This is a genomic window from Pontimicrobium sp. MEBiC01747, assembly GCF_053601635.1.
This window is the reverse complement of sequence record NZ_JBSHNS010000105.1, coordinates 1-24,876: the sequence shown is the minus strand read 5'-3', so window position 1 is coordinate 24,876 and position 24,876 is coordinate 1. Positions and strand designations below refer to the sequence as shown.

Genomic DNA, 24,876 nt, shown 5'->3' with positions numbered 1-24,876 from the left:
TTATAACATGATTAAATATATAACAATACTATGCCTATTTCTTGTAATTACAAGTTGCAAGACTGTTACTATTGAACATAGTAGCCAAAGTATCACTAACCAAAAAGTCACACTAGGTAGTATAGGTCTAGATAAAAACCAAATTCTAGAACACAATTATAGCACTACAGCTATTCCTAGTTACGAAAAACCTATTAAACTTTCTGTTTCTAAAATTCCTTTCTCTAAAATAACTTATAACGCTTTTACTAAAGCCAAAAAAAGTCAAAATGCGACCATTAGCATTAAATATGTAGACTCCTTAGATAACAAACCTCAGTTTTTAAAATTAGATATTGCTGATAAAGTAACACTTATTGAGGCTTTAAATAATAGGAAAAACAAAAATGTACAAAACTATTTAAGCACAAATTACAACGCTAGTATTATTACAAGTATCTCAATTGCTTTCGATTCTTCAACTATTAACAAAATAACCAATGCCGAATCTGTTTTTTTAATTGAAAACAATTTAAAGTCTTATGTTATAGGATTATTTGAAAATGGAAAAATAACAGAGTATGTAAGTTTTAATAAAGGGATTGTTTTTACTTACGATAGCTCTAATTGCTGTTGGCAGGCGAATAATGCGCATCGTGTAAATATTGTAGATATTGTTATAGGAAAACCAAGTTGTCCAAACAAAACCTATCCTTCTGCCAAACAAGCTAAAAGAAAAATTAATTATTTTAAACTATAATGAAAAAAATTCTAATCCTATTTTGTGTCTTTATATCCACAATATCTTGCGATGATATTATTGAAGTAGAGGATATATCTAACAGAACAGTTACCATTCTTGCTCCTACAGACAATAGTATATTGGACATTACAGATGTAACGTTTACTTGGCAAAGTGTTGAAGATGCAGAACGTTACACCATACAAATTGCTACTCCAGATTTTGAAACAGCAGACCAAATTGTGCTAGACTCTACAATAGCTTCAACTAGTTTTTTAAAGACATTAGCCGTTGGAGCATACCAATGGAGAGTAAAAGCAAAAAACTCTGATTATGAAACAGTATATACATCTCAAAATTTAACCATTGAATAGTAAGACAAAAACATACATATTAATAACTGCTGTAATTTGTATTTGGGGCTATATTGGTTATAAAATAATTTCAAAACTAAACCCCAATACACCTAAATACACCAACGAAAAAACTACTGTTAACTTCACCCCAAACCACGCAGCAAAAATTGATACTTTTTCTATACAAACAGTAGCTAAAGACCCTTTTTTAGGAACATTAACTAGAAGAAAAAATAAAACAGCTTCTTCAAAAGGCTCGAAGCATAAAAAAACTACTAGCTCTCGTACAATTATCTATAAAGGCCTTATTAAAAAGCAAGATTCTAAAAATCAAATTTTTGTGATAGATATTAATAACAAACAATATTTATTGAAAAAAAATCAAGTTGCAGACAGTGTGAAACTCATTAAAGGAAACGCAAAAGAAATTATTATTCGTTTTAATAATAAAACACAAACTATTTCCATTAAATAATGTTTAGAATAAAATTAAAGGCAGGCGCATTACAATTCACTTTATTTATAAGTATTGTTATCGCTTTGTTATTAATTGCTTTTATACTTTTTGTGCAAACCCATAAGCGTTTTACCATACAAACTAATTTTATTAAAGAATCTATAAACAACTCCAACAATGGCATTAAGTATACTTTATTAAATACAGTTAAACTTAATGATACTACCGCTATAAATTTAAACGACGAAAACTACAAATCTTTAAAAGTGTATCGAGATTTTTGGGGAATTTTTGAAAAAACAATCTCAATTTCCAAAATTAAAACTAACACTTATAAAAAAGTTGCGTTATTAGGTGCGACTCAACTTCCATTAAACAGAACAGCCTTACATTTAAAAGACAACAACAAACCTCTGGTTATTGTTGGTAATACAAAAATTGCGGGTTTAGCATACTTACCTAAGTCAGGAATAAAATCTGGTTCAATATCTGGTCAATCTTATTATGGAACACAACTCATTTATGGTTCTACTAAAGAATCTACAAATTTCCCTCAATTAAATAAAGAGTTATTGTACACTATTAAAACTATTAATACTCTTATTTCTAAAACACCGCAAAGTCAATATATAAATCTCGAAGCTGGTCAACAATATTCCAACTCCTTTTTAAACCCAGTACAAGTTATTTTTAAGCCTTCTACAATTCACTTAAATAATACTACTATTTCTGGGCATATTATTGTTAAGTCGAAAACAAAAATCATTGTTGATAATACTTCAACTTTAAAAGATGTTATATTAATTGCTCCTAAAATAGAAATTAGACAACATGTAAAAGGAAACTTTCAGGCAATTGCATCAGAAGAGATAATTATGCAAAAAAATTGCACTCTAAATTACCCTTCTGCTTTAGTCGTTATAAAAAAACAAGAAACTAAAAATAAGTCGACAACAAATAAAGAAATTATTCCTCTTAAAATCAATACAAATTCAACTATAAAAGGAGTTGTTATTTATTTTGATTTAGAACAGAAAAACAATTATAATATTCAATTATCAATTGCAGAAGGCACCAAAGTATATGGTGAAGTTTTTTGTAATGATAATCTTGAATTAAACGGCAGTGTTTTTGGCACTGTATACACAAATAACTTTACAACTAAAAAGGCTGGTTCTATTTACCAAAACCATATATATAACGGACAAATAATAGTAGATAGTTTAAATACTAATTATATTGGTTTACCATTTAAAAACTCTAAAAAAGGAATACTCCAATGGTTATACTAAAAAAAATAAAAGGATCTACTTTAATGGAAACATTAGTTGCGACTGTTTTAATTATTATTATTTTTATGGTAGCTAGTACCATTCTAAATAATATATTCTCTAACTCCATTAAGAGCGATACTAATGCTATAGATATGCATTTAACTGAATTACGCTATTTAGAGATTAATAATAAAATAGATCTGCCATATAAAGAATCTCTTGGAGACTGGGACATTATTATTGATTCTTTTAGAGAAAACATTACTACTATTATTGAGTTTGAAGCAAATAATATTAAAACTAACAAAACTATTTTAAAACAATATATTGACACAAAATAATAAAATAAAAGCTTTTACATTAAGTGAACTTATTGTTGTTTTAATACTAACCAGTATTGTTGTTGGACTTGCTTTTTCTGTACTTACCTTAGTACAAAAACATATGGGAAGTATTCAACAAAATTATAATCAAAAAACTGAACTCAACACACTAGAAACTGCATTATGGATAGATTTTAATAGATATCCAAACATTAACTACAATATTACAAATAACGTACTTGAATTATCTTCAGTATTAGGTTCTACTAGCTATAAGTTTACAAGAACATCTATTATAAAAGATTTAGATACATTTAATATAGAATTACAAAGTAAAGTTTTCCTTTATAAGGGAAATACTATTGAAAAAGGCACTACAGATGCCATAAAACTGGAAACGTCCAAAGTATTTCAAAATAAAAAATTATTTATATACAAACAAAATGATGCTACTGCATTTATGAATTAATGGCTTTTAAGTTAGATAATATACAACAGAAGAAAACACAAAAAAAGAGCAATAATGATACTACATCTTTTTTAAAAAAAGAGATTATATTATTTGGAAACTCTACTTTTTCTAATAAAATTAAAGAAGATTTTTATACTGAATTAAGTGTGCTACTAAAAGCTGGGATTACCTTAAAAGATGCTTTAGAGCTTATTCAAAACTCACAAAAAAAGAAACAAAATTCCGAAATATTAGGTTTTATTTCTCATGATATTATCTCTGGGCAAAGTCTCTCTGAAGCTATTCATTTCCAAAAAACATTTACAAATTATGAGTATCATTCCTTAAAAATTGGAGAAGAAACAGGAACTTTAGAACAAGTTACTAAACAATTGGGTGATTTTTATGCTAGAAAAAATGAGCAACGCAGAAACCTTATTAGTGCCTTAACATACCCTATGATTATTTTATCGACTGCTGTTTTAGTTGTTTCCTTTATGCTACAATTTGTTGTCCCTATGTTTCAAGATATATTTAAACAACAAAACGTTGATCTGCCTGAGGTGACTAAATTTATCATTAGTACTTCAAAATTTACCAAAAGCTATGGCTGGTTATTTATTATCATCATTATTGGTATTATTAGTCTAAAACCCCTTCTTAATAAACAACAGTGGTTTAAAAAAGCTAAAGACTCCTTTGTACTTAAAATTCCTTTTATTGGTAACTTTGTAAAAACGGTATATTTGTCTCAATTTACACAAGCTGTCTCTTTATTAACAGCTTCTAAAGTTCCTGTTGTTAATAGTATACAATTGGTTAAACAAATGATAGATTTTTATCCTTTAGAAAATGCTCTAAATGCTGTTGAACAAAACATACTTAAAGGACAATCTTTAAGCTCTAGTTTAAGTAATCACAAATTATTTGACGAAAAAATGATTGCTATGGTTAAGGTAGCAGAAGAAACCAATCAAAACGAATTTATTTTTGAACGATTAAACACACAATACAATACACAAGTACAACAAAAATCTAAACTACTTTCTACTGTTATGGAACCATTTATTATTCTATTTGTTGGTATAATGGTGGGGGTTATTTTAATCGCGATGTACCTACCAATGTTTAAGTTAAGTAGTGTTATTGGGTAAGTATTCTGTTCTATTGTCTTTTACTCCTAGACGTAAAACTTCACTTAAATTAATGTAGCGAATAATACAGTTAATTATCAAATAATTTTAATTAAAACTACTAAATAAAGAAAGAACAAGTCATTAGAAATAAAGACTTGTTTTATTGAAATCTATTACATTTGCAACTTATGTCCCTACTACTTAAAACATTTACTTTAATAGAAACTTATAATTTCGATTTTGGAAACGTTCGTTTTTATGACAACTTTTTAATTACCGAACTAAATGAAGGCATCTCTTTTGACATTGATGATGCCATGAAAATTTCTGAATTGGTTTCTTTTCATTTTAAAAATAAGCCATTTGCATACATCTCTAATAGAGTAAACTCTTATGCAAATGTTCCTGTTAATTATCTTAAAATAAAAGAGGTATTTCCTACCATTAAAGTATTTGCAGCTGTAACTTATTCTGAGCTACAAAAGTCCATTATAAGTATAGAGAATAGTTTTTTAAATGGAATGTTAACCGATTTTAATAATTTGGATGATGCTATAAAATGGTCTCAAAACAAATTATTAGAGGACTAGTTTTTTTTAGAATTCTTACCAACCTAGTTTATAATGTTTTCCCCTCTTTTGCGTACTCTTTTTTGATTCCTTCTATAAGATAAGATTCTTTTATTACATGCGTTCCACTTGCTAATGTTTTTAAACAAGCATACTGTACTATATTTACAATATTAGCACCTGTTATTCCATATTTTCTTGAAAGCGATTCTAGTGACAAGGTCTCTTCTAATGGAATTTCTTTAGGTAGATTATTTTTCCACAAACGTAGACGCTCTGCATGTGTTGGTATTTGAAACTCTATTATAGATTGAAAGCGTCTTGTAAAAGCTGTATCTATATTGTTTTTAAAATTTGATGCTAGAATAACCAACCCTGGATGCGCTTCTATTCGTTGAAGTAAATATGAGACTTCTTGATTTGCATACTTATCATGCGCATCTCTTACATTAGTTCGCTTACCAAATATAGAATCGGCTTCATCGAAAAATAGAATCCAATCTTTATTTATGGCTTTATCAAATAAACTAGATAGGTTTTTTTCGGTTTCCCCAATATATTTAGAGACTACCATAGATAAATCTATTCTGTAGACATCTTTATTGGTGTACTTTCCTAATAAACCTGCTGTTAATGTTTTTCCTGTTCCAGGTGGCCCATAAAACATAACTCTAAAACCTGGCTTTATAATGCTTCGCATATTCCAGTCGTTCATTAAGGTTTCGTTATGTTTTAACCATACCTCAACTTCTTTTATTTCTTGAATAGTTTTGTCTTTAAGTATTAAATCTTCCCATTCCATATCGGTTTCTATTAAACTTGCTGGGAATTCCTGACTTAATTGTGGCTTTAAAATAGCACCAGTTGTTATTTTAGCCAAATACTCTTCATCTATAAGTATACGTCCGCTCATTTTTGGTTCTCCAGCTGGAACTCCTTCTAACATGAGAATTTTATTTTTAAATAAAAAAGACTCTGTTTGTATGTAGTCTATGCCTTGTAAGCGTTCTTCTATATCATTTCCATACAAAATGTATAGTGCTGTTTCGGCTGTTGGTAAAATACCGCGATGGTTTTTTCCTTTAATGCCTCCAAATTCTGCAAATTCGCCTCCATTTGGTAAAAATTCGGTAATAATATTACTTAGAAAACTAGGACTTAACTGTGATACTAATGCCAGTAATAATAGTATTACATCTTCATTTTCTAATCTATAGTTTAAAATAAATTGTGCTAAATACGATGGATTATGTTCTATATTAAATTCTGGAATTGACACAATTTCTCCTGTTAACTCAAGAGTTAATCGGTGCTTTATTGTATCCTCTAAGTGATTAAATATCGCTTTGAAGTTTTTTTTTGAATTTATATTTATAATCCTGTCTCTGTCCATTTATTATTAGTCTTATTTAGCCTCCCATAAATTAATTATACTATGACATATATCTTTATTATGGATATCTGTCAAACTAATTTCTTTGACTTTGTTTATTACTTTTTGATTCCCATAAGTTTTATCGATAGACATAAGCCTATGAATAGCAGCTAAAATTTGAAACGTACTATACGCTCCTTTTCTTTCTTCATCTAACAATCTTTCAATACTTCTTAAATGAAATTCTTTATCTGGAGAAATTTTTTGAAAAAAATCCTTTCTATAAGGAAAAATTAATTCATCATTAAACCAAAATAATGAGTACTCAACTAATTTATGATTTATTGACTCTGATAAATCTCTATCTAAAACTTTGTCCAAAACAAATTTTAACACCTCCTTTTTAACATAATCATCTCTATTATGCATTCCGGACATTATTATAGGTAAAAAAACTTCAATATTACCCATACCAATGTGCTGATTAAACATATTCTCTAGAAATAGATTAACCTCTTCTCCTATGGACGATATAGTGTAAATCTTCTCAAATTCTCTACTAATTATTGTTTCATTTAAATTCCAATTATCAGATTCGATTATTACATCTCCATTTAATGATACTATTTGTTTTATATTATTTTCTTCAGAATCTCTTTCAAAGGATTCAAACTTACTTACATCTTTAAAATAACAATTATTAAATGTAATTTTATCAATGCAAGCATCATCAAATACGCCTTCTCCAAAAAAACATCCTACAAATTTTAGTTCTTTACAACGAAAATCATAAAATGAGTAATCTTTAAATTCACAAAAATAAAATTCAACAGATTGATTAATCTTATCCTCTATAAAATCATAAGAACTTAAATCACTTCCTACATATATGCTTTTTGACATGCTTTATAACTTTTCTACTACTGGTTTCACATTTTGAATATTCAATTCTATATTGTTTAATTTTGCTTGAAGTGGAGTCAATATTTTTATTGCATCACTAATTTCACTCTTAATAGAACTAAATTCAACATCTTTATGTATAAGCCCTTTTATAGCATCTTTTAATTTACCATCATCTACGCCTTGCAAATCTCCTAATACATTTATATAATCCTTGTTTAGTCTTTTAAAATCGCCTTCAATTCTATTATACTGGTCTTTAAGAGTTCTTATTTTAGACTTACTAACTTTTCCTGTTTTAGTACTATCACTAGTTCTTTTCATTTTATCAGATCTTTCGTCTAATTTACTAATATCTTTATTTAATTTAGTAGTATTCCTATTAGCATTTTGCTGAACCTTTTTAATCATTTCTCTTCCATCCTTATCAATTCTGATAGGTTCTCTTACTTTTTTCCAATATTTTATAAACTCACTTTTTTTCTTAGCAGCCCAACTAGGAAGTGTACTTAAAGATTTTTTTAATTCTTCTTCATTAAGACTTGCTCCCAACTCTGGCTCATCCATATGAGCAATCTTTTCTTTACTAAAACCGTTCACCCAGTCTAACGCTTCTTTTCTTTCTTTTAATAATTTTTCTAATTTTGTTTTTTGTTCAGGTGTTGCTGTTTTGAGTGCATTCTCTAATGGCACTTTAGATTCGTCTAATTCTTTATAATGTTTTGCTCCAGCTACAATTGAAACATCTTTTTCCTTTGGTCTGGCTGCAAAACGTTCAATCATTGTTATAATTGCAGTGCCACCTCCACCTACATCTCCTTTTGTATGCTCTTCTATTAATTCATCTATTTCTTTTGAGGATAATACTTTTGGTACACTTTTTTCTGTTGGGTTAATAAAAACTTCTACGTAATATTTCTTACTTGTTTTATCTTGTTTTAATTCAATTTTATTAAGCCTATACTTCTTTTTGATCTTAGGTAACTTCTTCTTAATTTTTTTAGCAGTAATTCCTTTTTTAGCAAAAAGTTTATCTGCTTCCGCTATTGCTTTTTTAAGATCTTTCTTTTTCTCCTTGTCAGTTCTTATTTCTTCTTTATTCTTACCCTTTTTCTTTTTAAATAACTTCTTAAACTTAGCTTTAGCCTTCTTAATCATTTTTGTAACCGCTTTATCTATACGCTTACGTACTTTCTTAATGATTTTCTGTACTTTTTTTACTAATCCACCAAGGCCTATCAATTTAGCAAATAAACTAATAACAAGAGGTAATAACATGGCTAGACCTTTCTCTATAGCTTTCGCTACTCCTGCTACATTTCCACTTGCTAACGACCTAATAGCCTCAATTAGAGATGGTATTAGCATGATTGCAGATTCTACAAAGAATACTATAAGATCTTTAATTGCCATTATGGCTTTTATAAATCCTGCACCAGGAATTAATAGACTTAACAGCCATTTTATACCTGCTTCTATTACTTGCGTAATTAGCATGCTCTTTATGGATTCTATAATGGTCTCTTTAAGATCTGTAAATTGTTCTTTAATGTGCTCCCACATTCCAGAAACCCCTTTTTCTCTTATAATTTGAAACATTTCGAAACCTTTTTCCATAGCTTCAACCATAGGCTCTCCTAAAAGTAATACTGCTTTTTTACGCATAAAATCCCACCCTAAACCTAGTACCTGCATGACTAAACTAAAGATTCCTTTAAGACTAAATAAGTCGTCTGGAATAGTTATACCAACTGGTCCCATCGCTCCTGTTAACCAAGTAACAAAACCACCTAACATGTGTTTTTGTATGTTAGCCATAAACATATCAATCCCTTTACCAACACCTTCGAATAGTGTAGAGACAAAACCTATTGGATCTTCCATAATAACATCCATAGCATTTTGTATTTCTGCTAAAAGTGTTGCTATTAAATCTCTAAGTTTTTTAATGGTTTCTATAATGCCATTAATAAAGCCTAAGGCTGCATCTATAAGCCCACGATTAGCGGCTTTCATTTCTTCTATACGTGCATCTACAGCATTTAAGCCTTCCATGTATTGTTCTGCTAAGCTGTCTACCAACTCATCTTGTTTGCTGTTTACAGAATCTTCTAACTCGTCGAATTTATCGTTAATGTCTTCGGCTGCTTCTTTTCCTAATTTTTGAAGGTTTTTAGGTAGCGACGCTACATATTCTTGTACTTCTTGTTTACCTGTTGTTACTCGTGTTTTGGCTTCGGTTAATTTTGTAGCGACATACTCTGCTACTTTAGTAATAACCTTGTCCATAGTGTCTATATATACTTGACGACCTGTAACAAAGAAATCGTTTACTTCGTCTGGCATTCCTGCAAACTTATCTTTAACCCAACGTCCCGCTCCAATTAATCCGCTATAGCGTCTTGCTTTGTATGCACTCATTTTTGCATCTACATGCTGTTCAAATTTTCTTTTTGCTAAATCTGTTCCTGCTTTAAATGCTGTTTTTACGTCTGTATCTAAATCGTTAAGTATTTTTTCTACATCTGCTTTAGACTTCTCGTAAATTTTATTTATCTCTGTTGCTATACGTGTTCGCTCCGAAGTATCGTTTGCTCCTGTTTTAGTTTGAGATCCTGCAACTTGATTTAATAATTGACCTCTCACCTGATGCATTCCTGTTAAGCCTGCTTGTTCTTTTCCTGCCGCGCCTGCTTTAACATTATTAAGTACGCCTTGTTCTTTTTTACGTAATTGTGCTGGTGCTGTTTCTGCATCTTTTTTGGCCTCCTTTTTAGCATCTAATCCTTTCATAAAAGACGGTTCGTTAGATTTCTCTAACTGCTCGTCTGTTACTTTATTATTAGCCATTTGCTGGTCTACCTCAGCCACATTATCTTCTAGTGGTTTATTAACCTCAGCATCTCCTCGTTTTGGAGGCATTGCAGCTGTTGGATTCGTTGTCGGTGGCTTAGCTCCTACTGGTGCTTCTGGTAATGGTGTTACTTCTCGTTCTGGAACTGCATCAACATTAGGTTCTTGCTCTGTGGTTTGTGCTACTGGCCCTGCTGCTGCTGCTTTTTCTCCTTCTACATCTTGTGCTGCTGCCTCATTTACTTCGTCTATATTATTATTTTCATCGAAGTTAGCGGCTTCGTCTTGATTAGCTGGTAATTGCATTGCTGCAATACGCTCCATTAATTTCGCTTTAAAGTCTGCTGCATTAAAGGTTCCTGGCTCGGCTTCTGCCATAGCATCCACTTGTCCAGATTGCGCCATACTTTCTCTTTCATTTGCAGGAGAAACTGCAGCACTTTGTGCCGCACTTGCAGAGGCTTCTGGTTCTTCGTGGTCACCTTGTGCTTTTGCAGTATTATCTATACGTCCTTCTAATTTTTTAAAGTTTGGATCTTCTTTGGGGTTTCTTGGTGTTGTGGTTACTGGCGCTGCTTCTTTTTTACCTCCTTTTCCTCCTACTTTTCCTTCTACTCCTTGTTTTCCTTCTACTTTGTCTAACTGTGTTCCTGCTTTAACTTCTGCTCCTTCTACTTTTACGTCTCCTTTTCCTGTTTCTAGGTCGGCTACATCTCCTTTGCTTTTGGTGTTAGCTCCTGCTTTTATTGGTGTTTCTGCTTTTGAACTCTCTATTGCTTCTTTTCCTCCTGCTTTAGCTTTAGAGGCGCCTTGTTGAATTGTGTGTGTTAACTCATGAGCAATAAGTGTTTGTCCTTCTTTAGAGTCTGGACTAAATTTTCCTTCGTTAAAGAAAATATCATTTTTATTGGTAAATGCTTTGGCTCCTAAATCTTTATTCATTTGAACAGAGTCTGAGCCTGTATGAATTCTTACACCGCTAAAATCTGCTCCAAAACCTGATTCCATCTTGGTTTTTAAGGTCGATGGCATTTCGCTTCCTTTACCTTTTGCTCTTTTAATTCGGCTACTTAGGTTTGTTTTTTTAGGTGTTGAAACATTTAATTTTGCTTGTACTTCTTCATCTTCCTTAGCTTGAACACTCTCTTCTTCTTTACTTTGTACTTCTTCGTCTTCCTTGGCCTGAACGTTCTCTTCTTCTTTACTCTGTACTTCTTCGTCTTCCTTTGACTGAATGCTCTCTTCCTCTTTACTCTGTACTTCTTCGTCTTCCTTAGACTGAACGTTCTCTTCTTCTTTACTCTGCACTTCTTCGTCTTCCTTGGCCTGAACGTTCTCTTCTTCTTTACTCTGTATTTCCTCGTCTTCCTTAGACTGAACGTTCTCTTCTTCCATTTTTTGCACCTTTTCTTCTACCGGTGCTAATTGTACAGTTGGTGTAATATTTTGTGCAATAGGTTTCTCCTGTACTTCTGTATCTTCTTGTTTTTGAATTGTTGGTGTTGCTGTTGGCGAGAAAAATGCCAAATCCCCTCCTAATGTCCCTCCTTGCTGTTTAGACACAACTTTATCTGCAACTGTATCTGCTTCTACTTCATATTTATCTCCAGGCTTTCCAACATTAAGCTTAGCCTGTATAAAAGCACTTTCTCCTTTTGCTTTTTTAAAAGGGTTAGAGTTGCTAGGCTTAGCGTTGGTGTTATTTTTTGCTGCTGGTGTAAACATATATTACCTTACATTTTATATTTATTGCGTTATTTTTTTATTTTTTTTACCAATCTGTATATATTAATTTATCAATCCAAGGCAATTTGCTTAGACTCAAAGTCCATGGTAGTTTATCTAATAATAGATCGAATACCTTGCGTTCTACTATTATTTTAGGATTTTTATTTTTAAAACTTATTTTTCCAGAGCGTTGTAAAAACTCATTACGCAATAAGCTTGTAGAGGCATTATTTAACGCTTTCCAATGTTCTACAACTGCTGTTAATAAATCTTCTGCTTTTTCTTTTAAGTCTTCTGGTATTACAACTTCTCTTCTAATTGATTGTTCTATAGCAATACCACAGAGAAATTTTTCGAATACCATATTGTTTTCATACTGCTGTTCTTTTTTTGTTGCTAAATAGTGTAATAAGTGAATTGCTAATTCTGGGTTTATTATTTCATTTGCTTCATTTAATAGTTTACAGGTAGTAAAAAAGTTTTTTAAGTAGGGGTGCAGTATAATTAATCCTGCGTTTTTAACGTAATATTCTCCTTTATTCTCTTTCTTAAATTCAGGGATATAAGCTCGTTTTTTAGTTAAATCGAATATTTCCTTTTGTTTTAAAGTTAATGACTCCTGACTAATTTTATTGGCTTTTGGTGTTTTTAGTGTATGGTCTGCTTTTATCTTCTTTTCTTCTGTATTTCCCTCTACATTTACTTGATTTTTAAGATGGTTTTTCTCTTCATGTCTTGGCTTTAAATCATCTTCTTTGTTTAAGGTTTTCCTTCTTTCATCTTCTTCTCTATTAGCATTAGTTATTGAAGTCTTTATTTCTTTTTCTTGCTTCTTAACTGCTATTTCTTTTTTAATAGTATTTCCTAATGTTTCATTTATTGTTTCTGTAGTGTGCTCTACTGCGTCTTTATCTTTTTGACTTTTTTGTTCTTTATTTTTTTCATCTAGCGCATTTTTTTCACTCAAAGATTCGTTGGTATAAGCCTCTTCTTTACTTTTATTAATTTCGTTTATTCCCTTTGCCTTATTAGTGTTTTTTGTTTTTTGTTTTAGAGTGTTTTTAGACTGTTTACGTTCTTCTTTTTTATTTTCTGTAGCATTTTCTGAAATACCTTTTGGTTCTTTTTTAACTTTTTCAGTTTCAGTTTTGCTTGGTTTTAAATCGTTTTCTTCTTCTATAGATTCAGAATTGCCTAATATTTTTTGAATACTATTTGACATCTGTTTTTTTTCTGATTCTTTAGCTTTATAATTCTCAATGCTAAATGGGTTTTTAGCTGTTAGTTCGTTTAATGTTTTTTCGGGAATTGCTTTAAGTATCAATGTTGTTAATTCTACTATTTCATTATTCTCTTTTACTGGTTTAGATTCTAATACCATAATAAACTTAGAGACTATATTTTCTTTATTTTCTTCTATACAATATTGGATAACTTGTTCCCAAAACCATTGCTTATATTTAGGTTTTAATTGATTAATTAATGTGTTTATTATTTTATCTCTTTTTAAAATTGTTATGATTTCGTTTTTAAAAACTTCTGATAGAACGGTTACTATTTGTATACTAGAAAACTGATTTATAATTCTATTTTTAACGCTAGGGTTTTCTATTTTTCTTTTAAATAGTGTTTTAAAACCGTTTGTTTTAAATAATTTAATTATTGCTTCTTCATTGTATTCTGTTGGTGTTTCTTTAGTATTCCACCAAGGCATTGTTCCATACTCTAAAAAGAAAATAAAGGTTTCTTGCTTGCTTTTATTTATGCTTAAAAAAACAGCTTTGTTAGGGGCTTTACTTGGGTTGCCTACTATTTTTTTTACTTCTTCTTTTATTTGTTTTTTTATATTTTCTTTTAAGGTTTCAAAGTTATTTCTACTATCTCCTGTTACTTCTAGTTTTAGTTTAGGTATTTGAATTATTTCTGCTGGCAATTCCTTTTCTAGAGTTTTAAAATAGTTCTCCATGTATGGAAATATGTCTTCTTTTAAAAACCCATCAATATTATCTTTGATTGCAAATGCCGTTTTTTTACTATTGGTATTTACATCAACAAAAACCTTGTTTATAATATATTTATGGGTTCTATTCATAATTAAATAATCATTATAACTAATTAATTTGGTGCTATTTGACCGTCTAACAACGGTAATAGTTCTTGTGTTATAAATGTTCTTAAATAATTTACAACTCCTGTGTCTTTGCTATATAGTGTTAAGTAATCTCTTAATTCATTATTCGTATCGAAGACTATGTTTTTATTTTTTAACGTTTCTAAACTAGATTTAAGTTTATCCATTATTGCTAGAATACTATCTTGCTGATCTATTAACACTTGTTCTGGCTGGCAGTGTAACACATTAAATAGTAGTTTAATTTGGGCACTATAAAACTTGGAAGTTATTATAAACTCAGGCCCTTCTTTTAACTGTAGTAACGCAGCTGTTCCTAGCTCTAGCAGATTAGCAAATTGCCCATTTATTATTTCTGTGTTTTTATTTCCATTTAAAAACTCTTGTATCTCTGGTGTATTAACTGTTGTATAATACTCTACTATTGGCATTAATACATTCTTTTTAATTGCTGCATCAAAATTTGAAGGAATCGTTAATGTTTCATGGTCATTTTGAATAGCCATTGTTGTACTTGAGATACAATCTACTCCATCTTTTACTTTAAAGGATTTAATTGTTTTTGTGTTTGACCCACAGGTACTAATTGCTGTTAATGAAATATCTATACTATTAGTTTCAAAAGCGTTTACATCTAATTTTACTTGAGATCTTGTTGTTCTCTTTATAACTTGTCCTCCAATTTTCCAAACATAAGAGTCTGCTAATTCTGATGTATTTTTAAGCATTAAAAATGTACCTTCATTGTTTTCTTCAATATTTGCTGTAAAATTTGCTGTAGAGGCTTCTTTTAGAGTTACGGCTAATAAATTATCTCCGTTTATCCCTAAGTTTATAATTCCAGCGCTCGTTAATTGCGCTGCGCTTGGTATAAACACATAGTTCCCTGATGGTTGCAAGACAACTCCTGGCCCTTCTGGCACAGTATTGTTTATAGTTGTTGGTAATGTTGTTATGGCATAAGGATTGTCGTCATTAAGACAAAATTCAACTTGATTTTCTGGTAATGTTATAACAAAATCTGGATAGTTTACTGTTTCTGTTATTTGTACTGTGGTAATACAGCCTCCAATGTTTGTTACTTGTAATTCTACAGTAAATACATTCTCTCCTTTGTCTATAGGCAAATTAAATTTTAGCCCTTGTTTTGTGCTTACTATTTTATTGTTAATTTTCCATTGGTATGTTAATTGGTCACTAAGCCCTACTGGTGCAGCTCCATAACTTCTAAATAAATTACCATTTGCCCAGAAAAAGACACCTTGAGCTTTAGAGATATTAACTGCTAGTAATTGATTTATTGTTATTGTTGCATTTGTCGGTAATCCTAAAACTGAAAACTTAATTATTTTACCAAAATTATCGGTGTTAAAATCGTTAGGAATTATAATTAGTTCGTCTCCTTGCACTTCTACGCCTTGGAAATTACCATTTGCTATTTCTATTGGCGCATCGACTGGGTTTTTACCTGTAAATGGTATTTTTATAATTTCTGAGTTTGATATGTCTAAACAATAAGTTTCGTCTATTGTTAAAGCGACGTCTATTGGATCGTCGAAAATAATGGTTTCTATTGCTATATTATTTTCACAAAAACCATTACTAATGGTTAATGTTGGCGTAATACTATTCTCTGTATTTACTGGTAGGTTATATGTTATTACAATTTCTCCATCGGAATTAGGTATTTCGTTAGATAGTTCTCCTTTTCCAAAATCCCATGTATAGGTTAAGTTAGGTATAGCATTAACTACTGTGTATGTTACTGTTGCTATCGTTTTTGCATTATTGTATACTACTTGTGGTGTATTTACACTAATATTAGGGTCTGCGTATACTGTTATTTTTGCGCTTGTTTCTTCTCCATTTACTGTAAATGCTATTTCTGTACCATGTAGGCTTGCATCTGTTAATGCTGGATCGAAAACGGGTTCTCCTAGTTCGTTTGTTGTTACTCCACTAGCTATACCTTCTGGAACTTTAGCTTTTATATCTGCATTTGCTGGAGACGCTTTAAATGGCAATGGCGTTAAATCTACTCCATTTTTTAAACAAATAAATGCCTGAGGTAAGCTAAGCGAAATTGGATCTTTTGGTACAATAAAGTTTATTGGTGAGCAATCTGAACAACACATATATGGTAATGCAAAATCTGCAATTACTGTATTTTTTGCTGCTATATTGGCTTGCAATACGGTGTTTTCTTCAAAGTATATTTTAGTATTTGTTCCTACTATTGCTGGGTTTGCAAAGTGAATATAGTTTTCTTCTTTTTGTAATATTCTATCTGTAATACGTATAATTAGTTTTTTTCTATCTGCTATTGCTTTTATTGATCTTTCTCCTGCTCTTTCCCATATATTATTTAAGAAAACAGCTAAGTTATTTACTGTTTCTTCTATTGTTTTTCCTATAAAAACGATTTCGCTTAGTGGGTTTTGAGTATCGTCTATAACTTTATGTAAAAATGCAAAGTTTGTACTTAATCTATTATCCCATAGTTTAATTTTACCTTCATCTCCATCTAATCCTTCGTCATCTATATTGGGTTGTTCTAAGAAGTCTAATTCTAAGGAGACGGTTTCGTATGTTGGTTTGTCTGCTGCATTTTCTGTTAAATATGCCATAACAAACGTTCCACCTTCTCTTACTCCTGCTTTGTGTTCTAATCCTGGATGTTTTTTTACAAATTCTGATAATTGAATTTGTGCTAATATTTCTTGTTTTCTTTTTTCTATTTCTTCTAATAGAATTTCTAGTTTTTTACCAGAACAACATACTGTTGATAGTTGATTTATTATTAGTCCTAATATTTGCTTAGAGCCTTCTTTTATTTTTGTGGTTTGGTATTTAGCTTGCAAGTCTTTAACGCGCTTACATAATTGGTCTATTGTTAGTTTATAGTTTGTAAGCGTAAATTTATCTATTTGCGTTATTCTATCTGGAATTCTATCATCTAAAATATAAGAGTATACTAATGTTTCTGTTACATTAGTAAATATAAAATCTGCTAATGGTGCTTCTGCTTCCCATTCTGGTAAGTCTTTAATTTCTGCTGCGCTTGCATTAAATGTTGCTAATATATCATTAGCCGAGCCTTCTTCGTTTAATTTTATGGCATTCTCTAAAAGAATCCCCAATGTATTTTCTTCTACTGTTAATTGTTCTTTTACAATATTTGTTTTTACTAAGTCTGTTTGTTGAGTAAATTGTTCTAATTGAGAGCTATTGCCCGATAGCATTTCATTTGTAACCGAATTTCCTACTGTTCTAAAAGTTCCCGAAGTTGGGCTAATATCATCGTTTGTAAGGACAACTGTTCCCCCAGTTGTTACACCTCCTGCTGTTCCTGCTCCTCCATCTGTTATTACGGTTGGACCTTGTGGAGCTATTTCAAATTCGAATCCGTTATTTACTGCTACTACATTGGTTCCTACTTCTGTTGTACTAAATGCAGAGAAGAATCTACTCATTTCTGAAAGAATACAGTTTTGCTCTGTTCTCCATGCATTAAGCAATATACTTAAATCTTCAAATTGGCATTTGTAGTCGTTTAAGTTAATTGTTTGTGTTGTTGCATTTATAGACAATACTTTAACATCGAAATTTAAACCATTGTCTTCTTTTTTTCTTAATATTTGGTCTAAGGCATCTTTGTATAATTTTCCTTGATGTCCTTCTATTCTATAAAAATTATAATTATCTATATTATACGATAATGGTTCTTGTATTGAAGGAATTTGTGCTAAATTATTTCTTTTATAGCTTAAATTATAGTGTGTTCTTAAATTGCTTAATTTCTCGAAGCTCCAATCTTTTAAAAGTGTATTATCTACATCGTAATAAAAAGGAATCGCTTTGTCTCCTAATTGTCCTGAGGCTAGAGATGGCGTTATTTTTATTGCATCTCCTTTATTAAAATCGATATAGCTCGTTGCTAATGCCGTTATTCTATTTATTAGGCTAATTACTTTTTTATAGTTTGCATCTTCATGACCTATTACTGGAGATTTATAGAATTGATGCCTAAAGGTTAAAAAGGGTTTTACTTCTTCTATTCGTCCTATCATTAAGTGTTTTGGAAATGCACCTATATTTGGACAACATGCTACATTAATATGTAGTAGCAAATCTCTAATTTCGTTATAGGTATCTATTAAATCTTTTAGTACATCATAACGGTATTGGTAGTCTGTTGGCGTTCCATTAGAACTAAAGTTAAATAAACTGTCTATTCTTGTATCTAAAGGCGCTCTATTAAACCTAGATAAAATTGTTTTTAATCCTGTTTTAAGGTTTGGTATTGTATTATTTTGTTTTATTGCATTAAAATAGTTTTGCTTTAGTGTTGTAAAAGTTGCCGTATTTTTAGTGTTTAGTATTATTCTTTTTGCACTTACTTCTGGCAATGCTACAAAGGTTTCGTTCCAATTATGTTTATTGTAAATAGCATCTTGACCAATTATATACCTTGCATTTTCTAAAGTTACTAATAGTACTTTTAATTTTGAAACTTGTTCTATTCCTTGATTATCGCATGATAGTTGCGTGCATAATTCGCCTTCTTTAGAGTAGTTTTCTACATACAGCAACACTACCATATTTTTTATATTGTCTAAGGCTTCTAATGCGGTGTAGGATTCATCTCCTGTTTCTGCTAATTCCCATAAATCGATCTGCTCATTGTCTGGGTTTAAAAAATGTTTATATTTTACATTTGCATCTGTAAACTTCTTATAAAACTTGTATGTTTTTTTAGATAGGTTTATAGATTTTAGTGTTTTATCTTTTACGCCTTCTTCTGTAGTCGATGGATTCTGCAATGCTACCAAGTCGCCATCTGTTGTAACACCTCTTCCTTGTGTTATTTCAATGGCATTTTCTGTTTCTATATATGTTAACTTAAATCCACAGGCTATCCCAACACCGCTAAGGCTTGTTCTCGTTAAACGGTCTTGATCATCAAAATAATCTAAAAACTCATTTAGCTGATGTTCTGTTAGTACTTGGTTTGTACTAAATTTTCTATATTGGGTGGTTATATCTTTTAATTTAGTTTTCATCGCTGTTTATTTTAAGTGTTCCCAAATTGGTTTGTCCTAATATGATTCTTCCTTCTAATTCATCGCTCTCATCATTACAGTCTAATAAACGCCCTACGGGATAGATTGTATTTAATTGAGACATAGCATCTATTAGTTTTTTATGTTCATTATTGTTAATTGTTGGTTGTTCTTGTAATGCTAAATTTGTCTTAGCAAAGAGGTAATTTTTATAGGCTTCTTCAAATTGCCTTAAATCATTTTCATTGTCTTCTACAACACCTCTTCTATGTCCTACCCAGCAAATTTTAGGTAGTATGTGCGCTGGTAATTCTTCTTTAATAATATTTTCCATGTAGCGCCTAAAATCTGGATTAGAGAATCGGTATGTGTAGCCCGGCAAAATAATGCTTACACGGTAGGAGTAGGGGTCTATATTACACTCATCGCACTCGTCTGCACATATTTGTATAAATGTATCTTCGTCTGTTGTTTGCTTGGTAACATCTGGACGTAATAGCATGTGCTCTACTAAAAACATACCTTCTTCTGAGAATTCAGTTTTTATAAAATCTACTAAATCTATTATTCCTTGTTTTAGGTTTTTAAGGGTGTTATAAAATATAAATTGTTTGGCTATTATATAATTTGTACTCGATTTAGGTTCTTCTGGGTTAATAATTTGAAAGGTGTATACTCCTGCATCTGTTTTATTTATTTCTATGGTATCTATAAGTGTTTCATTCTCTACCTTGTTTTCAAATTGTTTTTCTATTGTTTTTTCTGAAACTTGAATAATTTGTAGTATGGCAAAATAGAGTTCTTCTGATGCTTTGCTGGCTGTTTTATAGTTTGTTGTAGATGATAAAACAATGTCGTTATTACTGTTACGAACTCTCCATCTGTATTCTTCTGGTGCATTTTTATATACTTCAACAAAAGAATCTGTTAAATGGCGTCTTGTATAGTTTTTAACACCTACTAATCGTGATACTCTTTTTTGAAATCCTGAAACATTATCTGTATCCCACAGTGCTTTATTTTCTTGTTTGTAATAATTAAAAGCACAGCCTCTTTGCGAGCTAATTGCAACATAATCTTTTAAAAAGGCTTCTTTGTTTGCTAAAGTCATTTCGTCTGCAGAGCTACCGTATAAGGTTTTCATTAAAAAGGTATAATCGCCAAAGCGTTCTGCAAATCGTGCTAAGAGATGATCTAAAATTTCGTTTCTTCGTTCTATATTATTGTCAAACTTATCGAATAGTAGTTTTGTTAGTGCGTCTTCGTTTGCTTTTGGATAATTTTTTACTAAATCATCAAAATCTTTTATACCGTGTAAGGCTTGAGTAAAATATGTTTTTGTTTCTGATCCATTTATAGATAATAGGTCTTTAACTTTACCCAAGTGTTTAAAATAGTTTGCTAATATTTTATCGAAAAACAATAGGTACGCTTTTAATTGTTTTGCTTGTGCTTTCCTTTCTGTTGTGGCTCTTGCGTTTAATCCATCTAGACCAATACCATAGGTGTCTGGAAAATCATTTTGTATGGTGTTATACTGGCTGGTCTCTAAACTAATGCCTTTAGGTATGTCTAAGTTTTTATTTGTTTTGGCTACTTTTTGCGCTTCTATAGTATCTGTTTTTAATGCTTCAGAAAAACGTAATACTTCTGCTTCGTTTATATTTAATGGCAACACTCCTTTATGGTAGTTAAAGGTGCTTCTTTCGCAAAGTTTAGGTTTTTTGTTAGGGTCTATACAAATAATCCAATCGTTTCCTAATGGTTTGGAAGCGTCACAATGCCCTATTGAAATGTCTTTAATTAGTTTTACGCCTTCAATATTCATTAGTATTTTCATTAAGTCCGAAAGTCTAACTTCTGTTCTTAATTCGGCCGCTTTTAACTCTTCTATATCTATAAAACCATTTTCTAATGATGGGCCATCGAAAATTTGATCGGGTGTATAGCCTTTTTCTAGCATTTCTTTTATGCTGTAAAAACGTAGTTCTGGAGAAAAATAGTTATTGATTTGATAGAGTACGTTTGCATGCACTTCTTCTTCATTAGCTTCTATATCTACTTCTATATTAGCACAAACTGAAACGCCTTGAGTTTCTACAGTATTTATGGTTACTATATCTTCACATAGGTTTCTATTGTTATAGTATGCTTCTTTTACTAATTCTAGTATATCTTCTTTTTCTTGCTCTGTTAGGTCTTCTTCTAAGGCATCGTATTCTATAAATAGTGCATACAATCCTTTGAGTTGAAATTTATTTTTAAAGGCTTTATCTAGCGTACTAAAATCATTTTCGTTATATGATAGTTTATTTTCTTTGCAGTTTACATAAACTGTTTTCTCATATTTACGAAGCCAACAGTTTTTAACTCCTTTAACATCTATAAATAGTTTTCTATAATCGTTTGCTGTTAGTGCTTTTGTAGGAAATACATCTGCTGCTTTATAAAATTGGTTTTGAATAGTATTATTTGAATCTTTTGAAGCTAATAGGTTTTCTATAGGCATTTCTATACGCATCCCTAAATCTGTTATAGCGTAGCATAGCATTTCCATAATAGTTATGCCTGGATCATGGGCGTTTAAATCTGTCCATAAACTACTTCCTAATTGCTCTATATATTCTATTCCTTTTTCTCTTAAGAAATGGAAATCTAAGTCGTTTTTTGTAGCAACGTCTTTTGGTATCGATATGTGTTTTTCTACGCTTTGCATTCTATTGTTGCTTCTGTTTTTTGTTGTTTACATGGCGATTCTGCTAATGTTATACTGTGTTTTTTAGCAGATACTAAAATGGATTTTGGGTTTAATGGTGTAATGCTATTATTGCTAGAAACGCCATCTTTATCCATACTTACATTTTGTAAATAGTCTACATACTCTAATTTCTCTAAATAGTCTATTAATACACTTCTATGTAGTGTTATACCAAACTCTATTTCCTTTGTGTCATCGTATGCCCATGGTGACAAAAACTTAATAATGTCTGTTTCTAATTTTTTGGTGTAGAAACTCTCGTCTAGACCTTCATAAAATTTCGCTTCTAGTGTTATGGTTACTTTTTCGTAATTTGGGTTTATTACTTTTGCATTTACATGCATGGTATTAAGTGCATTTAGGTAGTTTTCTACTTTATTCATTAATGCTTTACTTAATCTTGGCTCGAAAATATCGAACACGTTTTTATTTACTGTATCTGGTACTACTACTATAGTTACTTCTCCTGCTGCTGTAAAGTTTTCTTCTTTTGTATGGTTTAGACATTTTACTTTATAGATTTCTGGAAATTTCTGTAATACTAGGTGTTCGTAATCCCATAGTGTTATTGCTCTATTTTTATGTCTTAATCGTTCGCTAATTCTTCTATAAAATAGTGCATCGGATTCTTCTGGTATGCCTCCAAAGGAGTTATAGGGTTGTTTTATAGATTTTATTTGTGGTTTTCTTGTTATTAGTTTCGATATGGTTTCTGCTGGTAGTCCTTTTTCTAAATGAGATAATTCGTTCTCATTGTTTACAAATGTTGCTTGTACGGCTTGCGCGTGTATGTTTATAGCTTTACAAACGGCATCGTAATCTCTATGCATTCTTGCTCGTAGCCATATTAATCCTTCTGGGAGTTCTGTATTATGTTTTGTAGCTTCTTTGGGTATGCTAATTTTTACAATTCCTGAGGTCAAAAAGTTATCTGTATTATTAGATATTATATCATCTTTTAAGCTTTTCCATTTATTATCGCATAGTATAGACCAGTTTATTTTTTCATTAGTATTAAAAGAGGGCACTAAAGGGTTTTCGCTTCCTTCTAATACTTGAACTAATAAGGCTACAGTTTGTGACACTTCTGCATTTTCTAATCCTATATATAATGCGCCTCCTTTACAGTATTTTGGAACTAAATAGGTATTTATATTATTAGTATCGAACACATCTTTTATTCCGCTACTTTGCTTTATTATTTTTAAATAGTTATGTTCTTCTTTTTGACCAAATGGATGGTTATGAAATAACTGTATTCTATTAGCATCAAACGCTTCTCTTGTTTCTAACAAATCTGCTTCATTTATTGGTAATGTTTGAGAAGCAATGTTTAGTGTTTCTTGTGCCGAATAGTCTAATGTTATACTTTCTACTATAGGTGTGTAAGGTTCGTTTGGAATTAAAGGGTCGTCCTTGCTTGTTAATGCTAAAGCATAGAGTCTTGGATATATTTCATGAAGAAATGTTTCTTCTAGCGACAAACGCATTGGCCCTGCTTTATCTATTTTAAAGACAGAGTTGTTTGTCCATTTAATATTACTTTCAAAATCTTCTGTTTCCTCATTTGTTTTGGGGTCTTTTATTTTTGTAAATAATATTTGCGGTATTGCTTCTATACTCCATTCTTCTTTATGAAGTAATGCTTTTTCTGCTTTAAAATGGCTGTTGCTTGTTACTATAAACTTATCATTACTTATTGCTATTGGTTTTCCTTTTCCATCTTTAAGTACAAATTGACTTGGTTTGGTTGCTAACTTTTGTGTTTTTAAATAGGCTTCATACCAAGTTTTAAAGTCTTCTGGTGTATTTTTCCATTTTAAATTAACGTTTATCTTGTTCCAATTTTTAGAAAATACTTCTGGGTAGTCTATATAAAAGTTTGAGTTTTTAACTGGTTTTGTACTAAATGGATAAAATGGTTTTACTGTTTTTAATACTCCATTATCATTTTCTAGTAACAACGATTTTGCGCCTTCTACATTTACATTTACAGTAATTTTACTAACTATTCTATTTACTATAGCACTATAAAACTTGTATCCTTTTTGGTTTGCTGTATCTATAGTAAAGCATACTAAAGGAAATTCTGTATTGTATTTTTTTAATAAGGTTTCCTCGTTATAATTAACTAAAGCGTCTGTGTCTTTACTTAATTGAAATACTAATTTTACTGATTGGTTTGATGGAATAGCTGTTACAGATTCTCCTGTAATACCCTCTATTTTAAGTCCTGGTATGTCTATCCATTTTTTAGTACCACTTGCTTTAATAGATAGAATGTTGTCTAAATCTGTAGCTGTAAAATTACTTATATTGTTTTTATTTACTTCTGCTTTTTCTTCAGTAAAGTCTATTGTTATTTCTACTGTTCTTAATCCTTCTTTTAAATTAAGTAAAGGGGATGCAATGGCAAATCCAACCTGCGCATTTTCTAACTCTGAATACGCTTCGTTTTCTGCCGAAGTATAACCAAAAGGATACCAATAGGGTGCTTCTTCTGGAAGGGCTTCTTTTACTCCATCTAATGTATTTGCTACTCGACTTACTTTAAACTCTGGTACGTTAGTACCTTTAAAATTAGGGTCACTGTTTTTTAAACCATTATAAACTGTTTTTAAACTTGCTACACTTGCTTTATTTACAATTAACTCCTCTTCTGTTTTATATTCTCTTGGGTTGCCTTCATTATCTTTTTTAGCATTTAAAGCTGTTTTTGTTTTTATTTGCTCTTCACTACTTTTTTTGGCTAATTCAAAAATAACGTGAACCTTATCT

The 24,876-nt window shown here is 30.7% G+C and carries 15 protein-coding genes; 8 read left to right on the top strand and 7 right to left on the bottom strand.

Annotated features, from left to right (window positions below; genetic code table 11):
• The first annotated feature begins 7 nt into the window (after positions 1-7).
• From ACVC2P_RS02200 to ACVC2P_RS02165, 8 genes are all read left to right on the top strand, one after another.
• Positions 8-739, top strand: coding sequence for a hypothetical protein (locus ACVC2P_RS02200; protein WP_452596848.1), 732 nt, complete (start codon positions 8-10; stop codon positions 737-739).
• Positions 739-1,095: a fibronectin type III domain-containing protein gene (locus ACVC2P_RS02195; RefSeq protein ID WP_452596847.1), complete on the top strand. Its 357-nt coding sequence runs from the start codon at positions 739-741 to the stop codon at positions 1,093-1,095. The genes ACVC2P_RS02200 and ACVC2P_RS02195 overlap by 1 nt, the downstream gene beginning before the upstream one ends.
• Positions 1,088-1,552, top strand: a complete 465-nt coding sequence (locus tag ACVC2P_RS02190) for a hypothetical protein (protein ID WP_452596846.1) — start codon at positions 1,088-1,090, stop codon at positions 1,550-1,552. Before ACVC2P_RS02195 ends, ACVC2P_RS02190 begins: the two co-directional genes overlap by 8 nt.
• Positions 1,552-2,826 (top strand): hypothetical protein, encoded by a 1,275-nt coding sequence (locus ACVC2P_RS02185; protein ID WP_452596845.1) that lies wholly within the window; start codon positions 1,552-1,554, stop codon positions 2,824-2,826. Before ACVC2P_RS02190 ends, ACVC2P_RS02185 begins: the two co-directional genes overlap by 1 nt.
• Positions 2,814-3,149 carry a hypothetical protein gene (locus ACVC2P_RS02180; RefSeq protein ID WP_452596844.1) on the top strand — a complete coding sequence of 112 codons (336 nt, stop codon included), beginning with the start codon at positions 2,814-2,816 and terminating at the stop codon, positions 3,147-3,149. Before ACVC2P_RS02185 ends, ACVC2P_RS02180 begins: the two co-directional genes overlap by 13 nt.
• Positions 3,136-3,600 carry a type II secretion system protein gene (locus tag ACVC2P_RS02175; protein ID WP_452596843.1) on the top strand — a complete coding sequence of 155 codons (465 nt, stop codon included), beginning with the start codon at positions 3,136-3,138 and terminating at the stop codon, positions 3,598-3,600. Before ACVC2P_RS02180 ends, ACVC2P_RS02175 begins: the two co-directional genes overlap by 14 nt.
• Positions 3,600-4,736, top strand: a complete 1,137-nt coding sequence (locus tag ACVC2P_RS02170) for a type II secretion system F family protein (RefSeq protein ID WP_452596842.1) — start codon at positions 3,600-3,602, stop codon at positions 4,734-4,736. Before ACVC2P_RS02175 ends, ACVC2P_RS02170 begins: the two co-directional genes overlap by 1 nt.
• A 170-nt stretch (positions 4,737-4,906) precedes the next feature.
• Positions 4,907-5,308, top strand: coding sequence for a hypothetical protein (locus ACVC2P_RS02165; RefSeq protein WP_452596841.1), 402 nt, complete (start codon positions 4,907-4,909; stop codon positions 5,306-5,308).
• A 28-nt stretch (positions 5,309-5,336) separates the two neighbouring features.
• On the opposite strand, the gene ACVC2P_RS02160 is transcribed toward ACVC2P_RS02165, so the two are convergent.
• The 7 genes from ACVC2P_RS02160 to ACVC2P_RS02130 form a co-directional block, all read right to left on the bottom strand.
• The gene (locus tag ACVC2P_RS02160; RefSeq protein WP_452596840.1) at positions 5,337-6,680 is read right to left on the bottom strand and encodes an ATP-binding protein; all 1,344 of its coding nucleotides are present in this window, start codon (positions 6,678-6,680) and stop codon (positions 5,337-5,339) included.
• A gap of 12 nt (positions 6,681-6,692) precedes the next feature.
• A complete protein-coding gene (locus tag ACVC2P_RS02155) occupies positions 6,693-7,565 on the bottom strand; it encodes a hypothetical protein (RefSeq protein ID WP_452596839.1) in 873 nt (290 codons plus the stop codon).
• Between the two features lie 3 nt (positions 7,566-7,568).
• Positions 7,569-12,143 carry an eCIS core domain-containing protein gene (locus ACVC2P_RS02150; RefSeq protein WP_452596838.1) on the bottom strand — a complete coding sequence of 1,525 codons (4,575 nt, stop codon included), beginning with the start codon at positions 12,141-12,143 and terminating at the stop codon, positions 7,569-7,571.
• A gap of 46 nt (positions 12,144-12,189) precedes the next feature.
• Complete coding sequence (locus ACVC2P_RS02145) at positions 12,190-14,238, bottom strand: contractile injection system tape measure protein (protein WP_452596837.1); 2,049 nt, start codon at positions 14,236-14,238, stop codon at positions 12,190-12,192.
• A 23-nt stretch (positions 14,239-14,261) separates the two neighbouring features.
• Positions 14,262-19,340: a PKD domain-containing protein gene (locus tag ACVC2P_RS02140; protein WP_452596836.1), complete on the bottom strand. Its 5,079-nt coding sequence runs from the start codon at positions 19,338-19,340 to the stop codon at positions 14,262-14,264.
• Positions 19,330-22,056: a hypothetical protein gene (locus tag ACVC2P_RS02135; RefSeq protein ID WP_452596835.1), complete on the bottom strand. Its 2,727-nt coding sequence runs from the start codon at positions 22,054-22,056 to the stop codon at positions 19,330-19,332. Before ACVC2P_RS02135 ends, ACVC2P_RS02140 begins: the two co-directional genes overlap by 11 nt.
• Positions 22,044-24,876: baseplate J/gp47 family protein (locus tag ACVC2P_RS02130; protein WP_452596834.1), on the bottom strand; the 2,833-nt coding region annotated here is incomplete at its 5' end. The genes ACVC2P_RS02130 and ACVC2P_RS02135, both read right to left, overlap by 13 nt.